Raw genomic sequence first — 16608 nt, forward strand, 5'->3', positions numbered from 1 at the left:
AAGGGGGCAGAAAATTATGAGACAAAGTTTACAAACAGCTTTTTCTTGTTCTTCTTTTCTTCTCTCCTATCCTGAACTAGGGTGGAGAGAAGCTGTAACTGAATTGCAAGAAGAGGTTGAAACAATAAAACAGGAAGACGTTAAAGCGTCACTTACAGCCTTTATAAAGCAAGTGCTAAATAAAACGAATGATCAACTCATTGATAGTTACGTATATACATTCGATTTTGGTAAGAAAACAAATATGTATCTTACTTATATGAACACTGGTGAACAAAGAGAAAGAGGTATTGAATTACTGGAGTTAAAACAGCATTATAAAAAATCTGGTTTTGAAGTAACAGATAAAGAATTACCTGATTATTTACCGCTATTGCTTGAGTTCTTTGCAAATGCAAATGAGATAGACAGTGAATCAATTATGAGTAAATACACGGAGAATATACAAGCGTTACACGTTCAATTAAAAGAAGCAGACAGTATGTATGAACCAATTCTTGCGGCTGTTCTACTCGCTATCGAAACATGGGGTGTACAGACAAATTAGAAAGGAGAGTTGTTAAAATGATGGATCAATTTCTATGGGTATTGTTTCCCTATATCATTTTTGCAATCTTTATCGGTGGACATATTTTTAGATACAACTATGATCAATTTGGATGGACATCAAAATCTAGTGAACTATTAGAAAAGAAAATGCTCCGACTCGGAAGTCTATTATTTCACTTTGGGATCATGTTCGTAATTGGCGGTCATGTTATGGGGATTTTAATTCCAGAAGCTGTATACCGTTCAGTAGGTATCTCTGAGCATATGTATCATGTAGTAGCAATTAGTTTTGGGCTTCCGGCAGGTGTTGCTTCTATTAGCGGTTTAATTATATTAACGTACCGCCGCGTAACTGTAAAACGTATCATTGCAACGAGTACAAAGGGAGATTATATTGCGCTTATTTTATTACTTATCGTAATGCTAGCAGGACTTTCCTCAACATTTTTAAATATCGATTCAAAAGGATTTGATTATCGTACAACGATTGGCCCTTGGTTCCGAAGTCTCTTTATTTTCCAACCGAAAGTTGAATATATGATGGAAGTACCAATATGGTTTAAAATTCACATTCTCGCAGGGATGGGGCTTTTCGCAGTGTGGCCATTTACAAGACTTGTACATGTATTTAGTGCCCCAATTAAATATGTAAGCCGTAGTTATGTGATTTACAGAAGACGTATTCCTAATGAGTTGAAAAAATAATACTGCTGTAAACTGATAGGAGCTAATGGTTAAAACGAAACGAGGTCTAATATGGAAGGCCTCGTTTTTGTTTACATAGGGAATAAATGTTAATAAGTAGTTTAAATTGAAAAAAGATTAGCATCTAAATAAGATGCTAATCAATGCTACAAACAGAAGCAGAGCAATCTTCACAAGCAATTTCACATTTTAAAAATTGTAAATCGTGGATTGTAATCTTTCCTTTATGAATTGAAATTGTACCTTGCTTTTTTAATTCATTTAACATTCGATTTACACTTTCACGTGAAGTTGCACAGAAATTAGCGAGTTCTTGATTCGTTAATGGTAAATCGATGAGAATACCATTTTCTTTTAATACACCGTAACTATTTGTCATTCGTATAAGAGTAGAGTACAGGGCACCTTTTTTGCCGTGTAATACTAAATCTCGGAACTTCGTTTGCATTCTTCTTAAATGTTCACTAATCCATTTCATAAATTCAAATACAAGAGCGGGTTTTTGGAGTAATGCTTTTTCTAACGCTTCACGTTTTATTACACCTACTTCAACATCTTCAAGACATTTTGAGTTTAATAAATATTTTGCATTATCCGTGAACAATGTTAATTCTCCAATAATGTCATATTCCGAACAAATTCGAAGTGTTAATTCTTGTCCGTCAGCACTAAGTTTACTAATTTGTACTTTCCCTGAGTGAATGATATAGAGTTCTGTTGCCTCCATACCTTCTTGAAAAATAAAACTACCTTTTTTTATCTGCATTTTATATTCAACAGATGCAAGTAATTCTTTTAAATCTTGAGATAATGTCATACTGTTTGCCACAGTGATCACCTTTCTTCTTATAAGCAATACATTTCCTATTTTGAGTGTAAGTATGATGAAAATGCAAGAGCTATTTAAAAATAAATTGAAATTTCAATGACCGTAAGGAGGAGTGGCTAAAGATGTGAACAAAATGCGAACGGATTTGTGAAAATTTTTTGAATGGGGAAAGTGATGTGAGAAAAGTCACATTGAATATGTAGCTTCTTTTTTATAATGAAGGCAAATAAAAAAATGAAAGCTTACTAAGGATTGCAGCAGAAAAGAAGGGATATAGATGCACGAGAACATGAAAGATTCTTTAAAGCGGCCACTTCAAGATTTACGCATTTCAGTTATTGATCGTTGTAATTTTAGGTGCACATATTGTATGCCTGCTGAAGTGTTCGGACCTGATTATGCTTTTTTACAGAAAGAGTGTTTATTAACATTTAATGAAATAGAAAGGTTAGCTAGATTATTTATAAGTATGGGAGTTAATAAAATTAGGCTTACTGGCGGTGAACCTTTATTGCGTAAAGACTTACCGAAATTAATTGCAAGACTTACAAATCTAGAAGGCTTAAAAGACATTGGACTCACAACAAACGGAATTCATTTAGCAAAACAAGCTAAGGCGCTAAAAGACGCGGGATTAAAACGTGTAAATATTAGTTTAGATGCGATAGAGGACCATGTCTTCAAAAAAATTAACGGAAGAAATGTAAGTACAAAACCTGTACTGAAAGGAATAGAAGCAGCAAATGCTGCTGGATTAGAAGTAAAGGTAAATATGGTCGTAAAAAAAGGGATGAATGATAGTCAAATTCTTCATATGGCTCGTTATTTTAAAGAAAAAGAAATTCAGCTCCGTTTCATTGAGTTTATGGATGTAGGCAGTACAAACGGATGGAATTTTGAAGAAGTCATTACGAAGGAACAATTAATAGAGAAAATTAATCGTGTATATCCAATTGAGCCCGCTCAGCCTCGTTATTTTGGAGAGGTTGCGAAATTGTATCGATATGTAGGGAGTAATGCAGAAGTTGGATTTATTACTTCTGTTTCTGAGTCATTTTGTTCTTCTTGTACGAGAGCTCGTATTTCGGCAGACGGCAAGTTTTTCACGTGCCTATTTGGAGCGAAAGGAACGGATTTGCGAACGCTTCTTCGAGAAAATATTTCTGATGCATCACTATTAAAAATTTTAAATGATACATGGCGATATAGAACAGATCGATATTCAGATGAAAGAACGGTTGAGAATACAAGTAAACGTCCAAAAGTTGAAATGTCTTACATTGGTGGATAGTGAAAGGAGGATTTCTTATGCAAGAGCGTTATTCAAGACAAGTGTTGTTTTCTGGAATTGGTGAAATGGGACAAAGAAAAATAAGAGAAAAGCATGTGCTCCTAATCGGTGCGGGTGCGCTAGGAGCTGCGAATGCAGAAGCACTTGCTAGGATGGGAATTGGGAAATTGACAATTGCTGATCGTGACTACGTCGAATGGAGTAATTTACAGCGGCAGCAGTTATATACAGAAGAAGATGCGCAGCAGTGTAAACCAAAAGCAATTGCAGCAGCAGAACATGTAAGAAAGATTAATTCTGAAGTGGAAATTGTACCAGTTGTAACAGATGCCACAATGCGAGAAATAGAAGAGTTAACAAAAGATGTGGATCTCATATTAGATGCGACTGACAATTTCGATACGCGTCTACTTATAAATGACATTTCACAAAAAGAAAATATACCTTGGATATATGGCGGATGCATTGGGAGTTACGGTGTAACGTATACAATTCTTCCTGGGAAAACACCATGTTTTCGCTGTCTAATGGATCATCCTATGGGCGGTGCAACATGCGATACAGCCGGAATCATTCAGCCAGCTGTACAAATGGTCGTTGCTCACCAAGTTACAGAGGCGATGAAAATATTGGTGGGTGATTATGAATCATTAAGAGGGACGATGTTGTCATTTGATATTTGGAACAATCAATATCTCTCATTAAAAGTAAATAGACAGAAGAAAAGTACATGTCCTTCTTGTGGGAAATCACGAACGTATCCAAGCCTAATATTTGAAGCGCAAATGAAAACGGAAGTGTTATGCGGACGGAATACAGTTCAAATCCGTTCAGGAATAAAGAGAAATCTTAATTTAACCGAAATTCAAAAACGATTACAAAAAAGTGTACATGTTAAAAAAACGCCTTACTTACTATCATTTCTAGTTGATGAATATCGTTTTGTTTTATTTATAGACGGTAGGGCATTTATTCATGGGACAAATGATGTAAAAATAGCAAAACGATTATACGCAAAATATATAGGATGAACAGAAAGAGAGTTGCCCCTTATTAAAACGAGGTGAAAAAAGAATGTTAGAAAAACGTATACCAATTCCAGTGGCAGAAGCAGTTGCACGTGTAATGGAATATGCTTACCAAGGTGAAATAGAAAAGGTTTCTCTTATAGAAAGCTACGGTAGAACACTTGGAGAAGATGTTATTGCAGATCATGATGTTCCGCATTTTGATCGCTCTCCGTACGACGGGTTTGCGATTCGAGCGGAAGATACAAAAGAAGCGAGTAGTAGTAACCCCATTCAGTTTGAAGTAATTGGCGAAATTGGAGCAGGCTTTGTTTTTACAGAAGAAGTGAAAGCATTTCAAGCTGTCCGTATTATGACAGGTGCCGCAATTCCGGAAGGGTGTAATGCGGTTGTTATGTTAGAGCTAACGGAAGGATTTGAAGAAAACGAAAAGATTTATATGGTATTAAAACGCTCTTTCTCTTCTGGCGATAACATTTCTTTTAAAGGAGAAGATGTAAACCAAAATAGCATCCTTGTGAAAAAAGGGACTGTTATTAATCCTGGAGTTGCAGCGCTTCTTGCTACGTTTGGTTATAGTACGGTATATGTTGTAAAACAGCCAGTCATTGGAATTGTAACGACAGGAAGTGAACTGCTCGAAGTACATGAACAATTAAAGCCAGGGAAGATTCGAAATAGTAACTCTTATATGGTAGCTGCTCAAATTGAACGAGCAGGTGGAATTGTACAGTATTATGGGCAATTCGCTGACAATTTTGAGACGTGTTATAACACTGTAAAAAAAGCGATAAAAGAAGTTGATATATTAATTACAACTGGTGGCGTTTCAGTAGGAGACTATGATTATTTACCGGCTATTTATGAGAGATTACAAGCTAATGTACTTTTTAACAAAATAGCGATGCGACCAGGAAGTGTGACAACTGTAGCTGAGTTAGAGGGAAAACTATTATTTGGTCTATCTGGTAATCCTTCTGCTTGTTATGTCGGATGTGAATTGTTTGTTCGACCTGTCATTGGAACATACTTGCATAGGAAAGATCCGCACATATATCGTGCAGAGGCAATATTACAGAAAGACATTTCGAAAGCAAATCCGTTTACTCGTTTTGTAAGAGGGAGAGTGGAATTTGTAGATGGTCAATTACAAGTTACACCAGTTGGTTTAGATAAATCTAGTGCAATTTCTTCACTTGCAGAGGCGAACGCATTTATCGTCCTGCCAGGAGGAACGAGAGGATTTGAAGCAGGAATAACTGTTTCGGTACTGTTATTAGAATCAAACGCTGGAAGTGAGTGGCCGTGGGAAGAACCACTTCGATCATACAAATAATAGAAAAATAGATTACTAACTTATACAAAGATAAGAGGTGCAAAATGATACAAACGTATTATGAAGTAATTGATACACCTATTTCAATTGAGGAAGTTACAAACAAAGTAATTCGTCGTGAGTGCGGCGCAGTTACTACTTTCGTTGGTACTGTTAGAGAATTTACGAAAGGGCGTCGTACGCTACATTTAGAGTATGTAGCATATAAAACAATGGCAGAAAAACAACTTGAGAGAATTGGTACTGAAGTAGGAGAGAGGTGGCCTGGGACATTTGTCGCCATTACACATCGCATTGGTACATTACAAATTTCTGATCTTGCTGTTGTCGTCGCTGTTTCTACACCACACCGGAAAGCTGCATATGAGGCGAACGAATATATTATGGAGCGTATAAAACAAATCGTTCCAATTTGGAAGAAAGAATTTTGGGAAGATGGTGAATCATGGATTGGTGATCAGTTAGAGAATGTAGCATATGAGAATGGTGAGCCTGAAGAGGAGATGAGAATATGATTGAAGTACTATTATTTGCACATTTACAAGAAGAAGTAAGTAAGCCAGCATTACAAATCGATTGTGAAAATATTACAGTTGCTGAACTAAAGAAGGTACTCATTAAGAAATACAACGTAGCGATTTCAAATGAAATCATGGTAGCTATAAATGAAGAGTATGCAAATGAGGATGACATCATTCAAACTGGCGATGTCATAGCGATAATTCCGCCAGTAAGTGGTGGTTGATTCTTTTCGACTTAATCATGTTACGACGTGATTAGGCTGGAGAGAATGAATATAAATATGCATACATAGGAGGGAACAGGATGAAAAGTCCTAATTTTCAATTAAGTTTACAAACTTCTAATCTAATTATAGGTTTTATGGTATGGGTCATTTTATCATCATTAATGCCTTATATTAAAGTGGATATCCCATTAACTGCGGGGCAAATTTCTATGGTCACAGCAGTACCCGTTATTTTAGGTTCTGTTCTTCGCATTCCAATTGGTTATTGGACAAATCGTTTCGGAGCAAGAAAATTATTCTTTATTAGTTTTATTCTATTATTACTTCCTGTCTTTTATATTAGTGTTGCCAATTCTATGATGGATTTAATTATTGGTGGATTATTTGTAGGAATCGGTGGTGCTGTATTCTCTGTAGGAGTAACTTCTTTACCAAAATACTTTCCGAAAGAGAGTCATGGTTTTGTAAATGGTATTTACGGTGTCGGTAACGCCGGAACAGCAATTACTTCATTTTTAGCGCCTGTTATCGCAACTTCAGTTGGCTGGAGAACGACAGTACAATGTTATTTAGTTTTACTTGCAGCATTTGCACTTATGAACTTTTTATTAGGTGATCGTAAGGAGAAAAAGGTGAATACACCATTAATGGAACAAATAAAAGGTGTATATAAAAATGAGAAACTTTGGTTTTTATGTATCTTTTACTTTTTAACATTCGGATCATTCGTCGCATTTACAGTATACTTACCAAACTTTTTAGTATCTCACTTCGGATTAGAGAAAGTAGATGCTGGTATGCGAACTGCAGGATTCATCGTACTCGCAACAATTATGCGTCCGATTGGTGGTTGGCTCGGCGATAAGTTTAATCCATTTAAAATATTAATCTTCGTATTTATCGGTTTAACACTTTCAGGTATTATTTTATCATTCATGCCTAGTATGAACGTGTATACATTTGGTTGCTTACTAGTCGCATTTTGTGCAGGCATTGGTAATGGTACAATCTTTAAACTCGTTCCAATGTACTTCTCAGAACAAGCAGGTATTGTAAATGGACTCGTTTCAGCTTTAGGCGGACTAGGAGGGTTCTTCCCGCCCCTAATTTTAACATTACTATTCCAACTAACAGGCCATTATGCAATTGGATTTATGGCATTATCAGAAGTCGCACTTGCTTGTTTAATCATTACAGTGTGGATGTATAGTCAAGAAAAGCTGTTAGTGATGTTAAAAAATCATTAATAAGGAAAAAGAACCATCCCAAAGTATTTTGGGATGGTTCTTTTAGTAATAGGCTTCAACATGTTTTTATTGATCTCTCAATAAACGCTTATTTTCTATAAGAATGTGCTTTTAAAATGAAGATGTCAAAAGTTATTCAATTAAAGGGCAGATTAGTTAAGGAAATCTTAAATCTATTCTAAAGATCGAACTCATTTTTAGAATGCAAATATTTAATTGAATCGGGATGTTTAGATGAAAAAAATATAAGTCCACTCAAGATAAACAAGTATCAGGTGTGTTAGGTAGTTTAAGCGACAAGTATAGGATTGATGCAAGTATCCTTCGCATAGTAACTGCATTATCAGATTTTTTTAGGGCCAAATTTTTTGGTAAGGTTAATGGATATTGTGAAAAAGTATACTTAAAATAAAGAAGATAGTTTAGGTCAATAAGATAAAATTATGAATTTGTATAAATAATCCATAATTTTCTTTATGATTTATATTTGGTATGTTAAAGAAAAGAGAGGAGAGGGAAATGAAATAAGAATTTTTGATGCACATTTTCATATTATTGGTTTAAGTTTTTCTGATTATTGAGAATTGAAGGGGTTTTCCGACTGATTAAATGTGATTCATATTTAGTAAAGTGTTTAATCCAACTAAAATATATTTAGAATGAGGTTTTACATGTTTGTTTTTATTATACTAGACGTAATATTACCAATATTAATATTAATGCTAATTGGTGCAATCTTACAAAGAAAGTTCCAATTTAACTTAAAGCAGCTTTCTACACTTATTACTTATTGCTTAATGCCAGCGGCTGTATTTGTGAATATATATGATATTAGTATAGAGACAGGTTTGTTGCTCCAAATAATATACTATTTAATGCTTTATAGTCTGAGTCTGATCATAGTAAGTCATTTCATTTCAAAAACATTAAAGTTAGAAAAAGGAGAAAGTGCAGCTCTAAAAAATAGCATTTCGTTAATGAATTCCGGTAATTATGGGTTACCAGTAAGTCAATTGATTTTCAGTCACAATCCAGTGGGGGTTTCCATTCAGATTTTTATTGTGATTTTCCAGAATCTTTTAACTTATTCATATGGGATATATAACTTACTATCAGCAACAAAAACAATCGGAGGTATTATTCAATCATTTCTAAGACTGCCTGTATTTCATGCGCTCGTATTAGGGGTTCTCTTTCAATCTTTTAAAATTCAAATACCTAATTCTATCTTGCTACCTCTTAATCAGCTTGCGAATGGTTTTGTTGCAATAGCACTCATATTGCTAGGGGCGCAATTATCCAACATTAAACTTAATTTTTTCCATCGAGTCATAACATGGGCTTTAATTGGAAGGTTACTGATGGGACCATTATTAGCACTTGCTGTAATATACATACTAAACATCGATGATATTGTTGCACAATCGTTATTTATTGCAAGTTCTTTTCCTACTTCAAGAAATACATCAACCATTGCTATGGAATATCAAATAGAGCCTGAATTACATGCACAAATCGTTTTATTTTCAACAATTTTCAGCATTATTACAGTAACTGTCGTTATTTATTTATCATATATTTTGTTTTGAATATACGTGCAAAAACGAAAAGATTTGAGGCGGTAAATGATGGACAGAAGTCCTATAGATATGAGAAGAAAGCAGTCTTTCATATATTGGGTGTCGTTTACAATTGTACCATGTTTCAAAATCTAGTGATTTAATTCAAAAAAAGAAACTTATTAGGGTTTATTTCGTATGGAAATCTTTAAAGTATTTACATATAGACTGGCGAAAAAAAGACACAATCTCGCTTATAATTAAAGTTATATGAGCTTAGGGTGATAGCGATGGGGTGGGAGTGTCAAGTAAGAATTTTATGCATAATTGCCACTAAGGGAGATGATTAAAAGTTGAGTAAACAGAATATCAGCACAATAGTTTCAGGAGATTTGATTGTTACCCATCTAATTGGCCAGATTAATACAGAAGATGTGTATGAATGGTTTAATGATTTTGAGCAGGTTTGTCAGCAATTTATTTCTGAGGGTCGGAAATACAAAGTGTTGGTGGATAGAAAAGGGTATACCCCAAATCATTTTTCTGTTCAAAAAGTATGGAAAGATAAGTTCTTCAATGAAACCATTTTGAATCATAGTAAGGCAATTGCATTTCTTCTTGAAGAAGGAGAGATACTGAAGTATTTACAACAATCCAATACAAAAGAATCCGTGGAGTTTTTTGATGATTATGAACAAGCGCTAATTTGGTTGAATGAATATCCAATATAAAAACTGAATAGAAAGAGTTGCTCGTAATGTTACACTTGTCATGAAATTTATTTGTTTACAAGTTGCAAACACCATTTATTTTCTTCATAGATTACTTGTGAAATAAAAGAACGGAACTACAACAAAAAGAACAAACGTCCCCTAAAAAACGTTTGTCCAAAGGTAATTACTATTTTAACTAAGAAATAGATTACAATTTATGTGTACGAGAAATCTTTTTTATAAGTTTAGGCAATATAGATGTTAGTTCTTGCTTCAAACGCTTCGTAAATGATGGATCTTTACCAGAAGTTGAAATAGTGACAACATATTCATTATTTCTTATAACGCCAGGTGTGTGAAAAGATGATTCTGTACCATCACTTACAACGTTAACCCACTGGAAATCATGAGCGGCCTGTTTGACCATCATATTTACAGCGTGTTGATTTGTAGCTGCATAAATAAGGTGAGCATCTTTAATATCATCATTACTAAAAGCTTTTTGCTTCCAAGTAATATAAGAAAGTTCCTTCATTTCCTCGCAAATTTCTGGGCTGACAACAGTGACGAAAGCGCCTGTATCTTTTAATCCAGACGCTTTTCGATATGCAATTTTACCTCCACCAATGATAACAACGACTTTATTTTGTAGATTAAACATAAGAGGGTACATGTTATACATATATGCATTCCTCCATTCGTTCTAACAATGTTAGTTTCATATATGTATCAAACTGAAGACAGTTACAAGTCGTAACATGATTATATTTTTTTGTATGCAATTCAATTTTTTGAAGTAATAATCCGGTAAAGAGAAGGTATGGCATGACATATACATGGGACGCAGTCGATGTTATATCCTTGAGCTCGGCAGTAAAAGAGGGAGTTCCTTTCGTTAAAAAGGAACAGGATACTGGCATACCAAGTTTTCGTTCGACAGCTGCTCCGATTAGTTGTAACTCATGTATCGGTTGTGTATCACTACTGCCTCGTCCTACGAGTAAAATACTACTATTTTGCATTGGCATAGCTTCACGTATTCTTTTCACTACAAGTTCCACCATATGTGGATGTGTACTAAAAGGAGGTACAACTGAAAATGTTATTTGTGGATATTTCTTTTGTAGTTGTTCTATTTCAAAAGGAATATCACGTTTATAGTGAGCTGCTGCAAATAATAAAACAGGTACAATCATTATTTCAGTTACTCCCTCTATTATCGTTTCTGTAACTGCATCCGAAATAGTAGGTGTCGTTAGTTCTAGAAAAGCTATTTTTTGAATTCTTTCGTTTCGCTCTTTCATAACAGATTGAATAAATTGAATGAATTGTTCATTACCTTCTTGTAGCCGGCTCCCATGTCCAACATATACAATTCCTTTCATTGTCTCACCATGTCTTTCTTCATAAGAGTTTCTTGTAATTGATGATCTACGTTATGAAACCCAACTTTATTTGCATAGTATAAAGTTGGAACGTCGGTATACGAGAATGGGAGAGTAAGAATATTGATAAAGCCAAGGCGTTTTATTTCTGCTAGAAACGTATCAATAGAAGCACGACCTTCAAATACAATGCTATCCCATGAGAATTCAGAAAGCATACGTGAATGAATTTCATCGAAGCGATGATCAATTGTGTACTCATGAGTCATCATATAGGAACCAGCACCAATTTTTTCTTGTATAAAAGCAATTCGGTTAATGTTTCGTCCTAAATAAACTGTTGTATTGGAAGAGAACTCTGCTTGTTTACTTAGTAGCCCATATTGCATAAGTTTTTCTTGAGTGGCAACGTTCATATGTTGTAGTTGCGCTTGTAAAGAACGAATATCTTTTTGGTGTTTACTACATGATTGCATCAATATTTCTACACTTTCAGCTGAACAAAAAACAAGACGATTAACGTTAAAAATTTCATTGATTTGTTCAAGTGTTAATGTGTATTCTACCTTTTTGAAAGTAGGAATTTGATATATTTCTGCACCGGCTTCTTGTAACTTTTGCTTCATTGAACTTGTTTTATTCGTTGCAGATGCAAATAAAACTTTTTTCTCGTGTAATGGTTTACGTTCTTTCCAAGCGATCTGATCCCGTAAGGAAACGACATCACCAATAATTGTCATAGAAGGATTAGAAATATTTTCGTTTTTGACAATTGAAACAATGGTAGACAGTGTCCCTGTGACAACGCGCTGTTTACCAGTTGTACCCCATTCAATGACTGCTACTGGCGTATCTTCTTTTTTTTCTGCTTGTAGTAAGTTTTCACAAATTGTAGGTAAGTTTTCTATACCCATGTAGTAGGCAATTGTGTCGCTATTGTGAGATGAATTATATTTTCCATGGTCGGTTAAAGGACCTTTTGCATGTCCGGTTAATAAAGTGACGCTATTACTGTAGTCACGGTGGGTGAGGGGAATACCTGCATAGATACTAGCGGCGATGCTAGATGTAATACCTGGTACAATTTCATATGGAATATTTGCTGATGCTAAAGTCTCTGCTTCTTCACCAACACGGCCAAAAATAGATGGATCTCCGCCTTTTAAGCGGACTACGATTTTTCCCTCTTTCGCAAATTGAAGGAGGTGTGCGTTAATCATTTCTTGACGCATAGTATGATTCTTTGGCATTTTTCCGCAATAAATAAGTTCACATGTTTCTTTTGTATAATTAAGAAAGGAAGGGTTTAATAAGCGGTCATATAAGACGATATCTGCACGATTTAAGCACTCTATCGCTTTTTTTGTAATAAGCCCTTCATCACCTGGTCCTGCACCAACTAAATATACATATCCGTTCATATTCGCACCTCGTCTATTTTTATTTAAAAGGAAGCCAGGGGAGGCTTCCTTTTGTAAATTACATGTATATATAAATATCTCCGTCAATAACTTCTACTTCATACGTTTGAATACAACCATCATCAGGTTTTTGAACTTCACCTGTTAGTAGTGAAATTTTCCAATCATGTAGTGGACAAAAGACGAATTCTCCAGATACAATACCTTCCGCTAATGGCCCGTTTTTATGAGGACAACGATTTTCTACAGCTTGAATATCGCCATTTGAAAGGCGGAATAGGGCGATAGACATACCCTTCATTTGTACCTCTTTACCGATTTGAATAGGAAGGTCTTCTGCACGCATAACTTTTATTTTTTCTTTCGTTTGTATCATATAGATCACAGCTCCTTATTTCACAGTTTCTACTTCATACATCGCTTTTAATGATTTCGTTTCTAGTGCTTGTCCCCATGCTTCTTTATATGTGCCACGAGCTTTTTGGAAACGTTCATTTAACTTAGTGACCATATTTGCATCTTGCAGTATTTCCTTTATGTGATCGAAGCCTAATCGTTCTGTCCAGTAGGCAGTACGCTCTCCATAAATACCAGTTTCACGATAATACTGCATGTAAGCTGTAGCGATGCGAAGGACATCATCTTCAGTAGGGACAATCATTACAAAATCAGCTTCGCGTACTTCCGTACCACCATTTCCGCCAATATAAAGTTGGTATCCATTTTCGACACAAACAACGCCAAAATCTTTCGTCAGTACTTCCGCACAGTTACGCGGACAGCCCGTTACACCCATCTTCATTTTATGAGGTGTATCTACCATTTCTAATGATTGTTCAAGCAACATACCAAGTCCTAATGAATCTTTCGTACCGAAACGGCAGAAACGAGAGCCAACACATGATTTTACATTACGAAGAGATTTTGAATACGCATATCCAGAAGCCATATTTAATTCAGCCCATACGTTAGGTAAATCTTGTTTCTTAACACCGTATAAGCCAATTCGGCTCGCACCTGTAATTTTCACAAGTGGAACATCGTACTTTTTCGCAACTTCAGCAATTTTCATTAAATCATCTGCTGTTGTAACGCCTCCGTACATACGTGGAATAACAGAGAAGGTACCATCGTGCTGGATGTTACCATTCATTCTTTCATTCACAAAACGGGATGATTTATCATCTTCATACTCTTCTGGAATCGCCATACGTAAATAGTAGTTTAAAGCAGGACGACATTTCGAACATCCATCTTCATGTACAAAACCAAGAACGTTTCGTACTTCTTTTGGAGATTTTAAACTTTTCTCATGAATGGCCGCTACGACTTCATCACGTGATAAAGGTGTACATCCGCACATACCGGTGGTAGACTGTGCAGAAGCATCAAAAGCATCTCCAAGTGTATGAGATAAAACTTGTTCTACAAGCGGACGACATTTACCACAAGACCCTGCGGCTTTCGTACAGGCTTTAACTTCTTCAAAAGTCTTTAACTCCTGTTCTAAAATGGCGTGAACGATTGTGCCTTTCGTAACACCATTACATCCGCAAATTGTGTCATCCGCACTCATAGTAGCAACGTCAAGTTCACATTCTTCACCAGCTTTGTGAAGAATGGAAGCTGGTGTATATTCTTGTATATCTTCTTCTTTCTTTAACATGCTAAAGAGGCGGGTACCGTCAGCTGTATCACCGTATAAAACGATACCGACGACTTTATTATCACGAATTAATACTTTTTTATAGGAACGTTTACATTCATTAAAGATGGATATTGCTTTCGTTTGATCATCTTCATAAATTTGGCCAGCAGAGAATAAATCACAACCAGCAACTTTTAATTGTGTACCGACGATACTGCCCGAATATCCATCAGTTTGTAAATTTGTTATATGTTTTGCTAATATCGCACCTTGTTCATAAAGAGGAGCAACAAGTCCATATGCGATACCGTCATGCTCTGCACATTCTCCAACTGCATAAATGGACTCATCATTTGTTAGCATATAGTCATTGACTACAATACCGCGATTTACAATTAGACCAGCATCTTTTGCTATTTGCGTATTTGGGCGTATACCGACAGCCATTACGATTAAATCACAATCTACAACTTCACCATCTTCAAATTGAATGCCCTCAACATGGTCTGTACCAAGAATTTTTACAGTTTTCTTTTCCATTAAAAACTTCATGCCTTGTGCTTCTAAATCTTCACGCAGAAGAGCAGCTGCTTTCGTATCTAGTTGTTGCTCCATTAAGCTAGGCATTAAATGAACAACATGTACGTCCATTCCTAAATCAATTAGACCTCTTGCGGCTTCTAAACCGAGTAACCCGCCACCAATGACAACGGCCTTTTTCTTTTCTTTAGCGGTATCTATCATAAATTGTGTATCTTCAATAGTTCGAAATCCTGTTACACCAGAAAGTGCGGAACCTTCAACAGGTAAAATAAAAGCACTAGAACCTGTTGCGATAATGAGCTTGTCGTATGTAAGAGTACGCTTCTTTTCTGTAATAATAATTTTTTCTTCTCGGTTAATACTTTGAACTCTTTCATTCGTATACAAAGTTATTTCGTTTTCTTCATACCAACTGTATTCATTCATAATGATATCTTGCATATTTGTTTTGCCTTGTAAAACATGAGAGAGCATAATGCGGTTGTAGTTTGGATGCGGTTCATCTCCAAAAATAGTAATCTCATATGAATCACTATCATGTTTTAAGATTTCTTCCATACAGCGAATGCCAGCCATACCATTCCCGATCATAACTAAACGTTTTTTCATTTTCGTTTCCCCTTTTTATGTGAAATATTGAACAAAGGATTATATTTTTATTATAGAAAATCAAATAAGGGGGAGATGTGATATTTATCACATTTTTATAATGATTCACAAATTGTTAAAATTCGGTTTTATGTGAAGGGGATGTGAATATTTTTCGCAAAACGAAAAAGCAGGCCATAAGTATTTACACTCATGTCCTGCACTTGATTTATGCTTTCGTAATGGCACGCGGAAATAAAATATTATTTTCTAAATGAATATGCTCAAATAAATCAGACTCTAGCGCTTCGAGGCGTTGGTAAACAAGTCGATAAGTACCGCAAGCACCTTCTGGAGGAGTAAAGTCATTTGTCACTTTACGAAGTTCTTTTATAATATTTCCAGCATGATTGTGCTCATTTTCTAGTTCATTTACTACTTTACGTAACTTAGCATAGTTTTCATTAGTTGGATTTTGTTCAAATTCTAAAATTAATGGAAAATCTTCCATTTCTTCTTTAATTAAATGCTGTTCTAATTCCATTTTAAGTTCATGAAATAGCTTATGAATTTGAGCTAAATGAGGCTGACTTGCCCCATGAACACGTAATACTTTTGTCACATATGGACTTAACTGTGGTAATTCTTCATTTAAATAGCGGTGATGCTTATTTATAACATAATCAATCAATTCACGATAAGAAGCATTTTTCCAATCAATTTCCGATTCATTTAATCGTTTCGTATTATGATAAAGCGTATTTAACTCTGTAAGCACTTCAGTAGCTGATAAATTTCTTTCATGAATTGCATCAATAAGTGGCTTATTACCGCCACAACAAAAATCTATTCTATATGATTTAAAAAGATCACTAGCTTTCGGAAATTGTGTAACAATCTCACCAACAATTGAAGTTTCAGTAAATGTATGTTCCATATGAATGCCTCCATAAAATTTTAATGTAATATCTGAATTAAGAATAGCGATAAATTAAAATCTATGTAGTGATTGAAATCA

Annotated in this window: 17 protein-coding genes and 1 pseudogene; 11 read left to right on the forward strand and 7 right to left on the reverse strand. The window is 35.1% G+C overall.

Annotated elements, in window-relative coordinates; all coding sequences use genetic code 11:
• The first annotated feature begins 16 nt into the window (after positions 1-16).
• Both narJ and narI read left to right on the forward strand, forming a co-directional pair.
• Positions 17-547, forward strand: coding sequence for a nitrate reductase molybdenum cofactor assembly chaperone (narJ, locus tag NST27_RS10335; protein WP_001249926.1), 531 nt, complete (start codon positions 17-19; stop codon positions 545-547).
• 17 nt (positions 548-564) lie between these two features.
• On the forward strand, positions 565-1254 hold the full coding sequence (narI, locus tag NST27_RS10340; RefSeq protein WP_000969222.1) for a respiratory nitrate reductase subunit gamma: 690 nt from the start codon (positions 565-567) through the stop codon (positions 1252-1254).
• Between the two features lie 136 nt (positions 1255-1390).
• Here narI and NST27_RS10345 read toward each other — a convergent pair whose 3' ends face one another.
• Positions 1391-2083 (reverse strand): Crp/Fnr family transcriptional regulator, encoded by a 693-nt coding sequence (locus NST27_RS10345; RefSeq protein ID WP_000013866.1) that lies wholly within the window; start codon positions 2081-2083, stop codon positions 1391-1393.
• A gap of 277 nt (positions 2084-2360) precedes the next feature.
• Here NST27_RS10345 and moaA point away from each other — a divergent pair, with 277 nt between their 5' ends.
• The 9 genes and pseudogenes from moaA (at position 2361) to NST27_RS10390 (ending at position 10023) form a co-directional block, all read left to right on the forward strand.
• The gene (gene moaA, locus NST27_RS10350; RefSeq protein ID WP_000545033.1) at positions 2361-3374 is read left to right on the forward strand and encodes a GTP 3',8-cyclase MoaA; all 1014 of its coding nucleotides are present in this window, start codon (positions 2361-2363) and stop codon (positions 3372-3374) included.
• A gap of 17 nt (positions 3375-3391) precedes the next feature.
• Entirely contained in the window at positions 3392-4405 is a 1014-nt protein-coding gene (locus NST27_RS10355; protein WP_001158127.1) for a molybdopterin-synthase adenylyltransferase MoeB, read from the forward strand.
• Between the two features lie 43 nt (positions 4406-4448).
• Positions 4449-5738, forward strand: coding sequence for a molybdopterin molybdotransferase MoeA (locus tag NST27_RS10360; protein ID WP_000890781.1), 1290 nt, complete (start codon positions 4449-4451; stop codon positions 5736-5738).
• A gap of 44 nt (positions 5739-5782) precedes the next feature.
• Positions 5783-6253: a molybdenum cofactor biosynthesis protein MoaE gene (locus tag NST27_RS10365; RefSeq protein WP_000616829.1), complete on the forward strand. Its 471-nt coding sequence runs from the start codon at positions 5783-5785 to the stop codon at positions 6251-6253.
• Positions 6250-6483, forward strand: a complete 234-nt coding sequence (gene moaD / locus NST27_RS10370; protein WP_000573681.1) for a molybdopterin converting factor subunit 1 — start codon at positions 6250-6252, stop codon at positions 6481-6483. The genes NST27_RS10365 and moaD overlap by 4 nt, the downstream gene beginning before the upstream one ends.
• 80 nt (positions 6484-6563) lie before the next feature.
• The gene (gene narK / locus NST27_RS10375; RefSeq protein WP_000841857.1) at positions 6564-7733 is read left to right on the forward strand and encodes a nitrate transporter NarK; all 1170 of its coding nucleotides are present in this window, start codon (positions 6564-6566) and stop codon (positions 7731-7733) included.
• Between the two features lie 238 nt (positions 7734-7971).
• Positions 7972-8100: pseudogene (locus NST27_RS10380) on the forward strand (PspC domain-containing protein); the annotation flags it as partial.
• A gap of 304 nt (positions 8101-8404) precedes the next feature.
• Positions 8405-9322 (forward strand): AEC family transporter, encoded by a 918-nt coding sequence (locus NST27_RS10385; RefSeq protein WP_000497507.1) that lies wholly within the window; start codon positions 8405-8407, stop codon positions 9320-9322.
• Between the two features lie 323 nt (positions 9323-9645).
• The gene (locus NST27_RS10390) at positions 9646-10023 is read left to right on the forward strand and encodes an STAS/SEC14 domain-containing protein (RefSeq protein ID WP_000043364.1); all 378 of its coding nucleotides are present in this window, start codon (positions 9646-9648) and stop codon (positions 10021-10023) included.
• A 190-nt stretch (positions 10024-10213) separates the two neighbouring features.
• Here the strand turns inward: NST27_RS10390 and NST27_RS10395 are convergent, their stop codons facing one another.
• The 6 genes from NST27_RS10395 to ric form a co-directional block, all read right to left on the reverse strand.
• A complete protein-coding gene (locus tag NST27_RS10395) occupies positions 10214-10687 on the reverse strand; it encodes a precorrin-2 dehydrogenase (RefSeq protein WP_000282595.1) in 474 nt (157 codons plus the stop codon).
• Positions 10680-11390 (reverse strand): sirohydrochlorin chelatase, encoded by a 711-nt coding sequence (locus NST27_RS10400; protein ID WP_000676474.1) that lies wholly within the window; start codon positions 11388-11390, stop codon positions 10680-10682. The genes NST27_RS10395 and NST27_RS10400 overlap by 8 nt, the downstream gene beginning before the upstream one ends.
• Positions 11387-12811, reverse strand: coding sequence for a uroporphyrin-III C-methyltransferase (locus tag NST27_RS10405; RefSeq protein ID WP_001014972.1), 1425 nt, complete (start codon positions 12809-12811; stop codon positions 11387-11389). The genes NST27_RS10400 and NST27_RS10405 overlap by 4 nt, the downstream gene beginning before the upstream one ends.
• 58 nt (positions 12812-12869) lie before the next feature.
• A complete protein-coding gene (gene nirD, locus NST27_RS10410) occupies positions 12870-13187 on the reverse strand; it encodes a nitrite reductase small subunit NirD (protein ID WP_000616684.1) in 318 nt (105 codons plus the stop codon).
• Between the two features lie 15 nt (positions 13188-13202).
• Positions 13203-15611 (reverse strand): NADPH-nitrite reductase large subunit, encoded by a 2409-nt coding sequence (gene nirB, locus NST27_RS10415; protein ID WP_000746947.1) that lies wholly within the window; start codon positions 15609-15611, stop codon positions 13203-13205.
• 208 nt (positions 15612-15819) lie between these two features.
• Positions 15820-16527, reverse strand: coding sequence for an iron-sulfur cluster repair di-iron protein (ric, locus tag NST27_RS10420; RefSeq protein ID WP_000401361.1), 708 nt, complete (start codon positions 16525-16527; stop codon positions 15820-15822).
• Positions 16528-16608 lie beyond the last annotated feature (81 nt).

The sequence above is a fragment of the Bacillus sp. FSL W8-0770 genome (genome assembly GCF_038008705.1).
Classification (GTDB): Bacteria; Bacillota; Bacilli; order Bacillales; family Bacillaceae_G; genus Bacillus_A; species Bacillus_A cereus.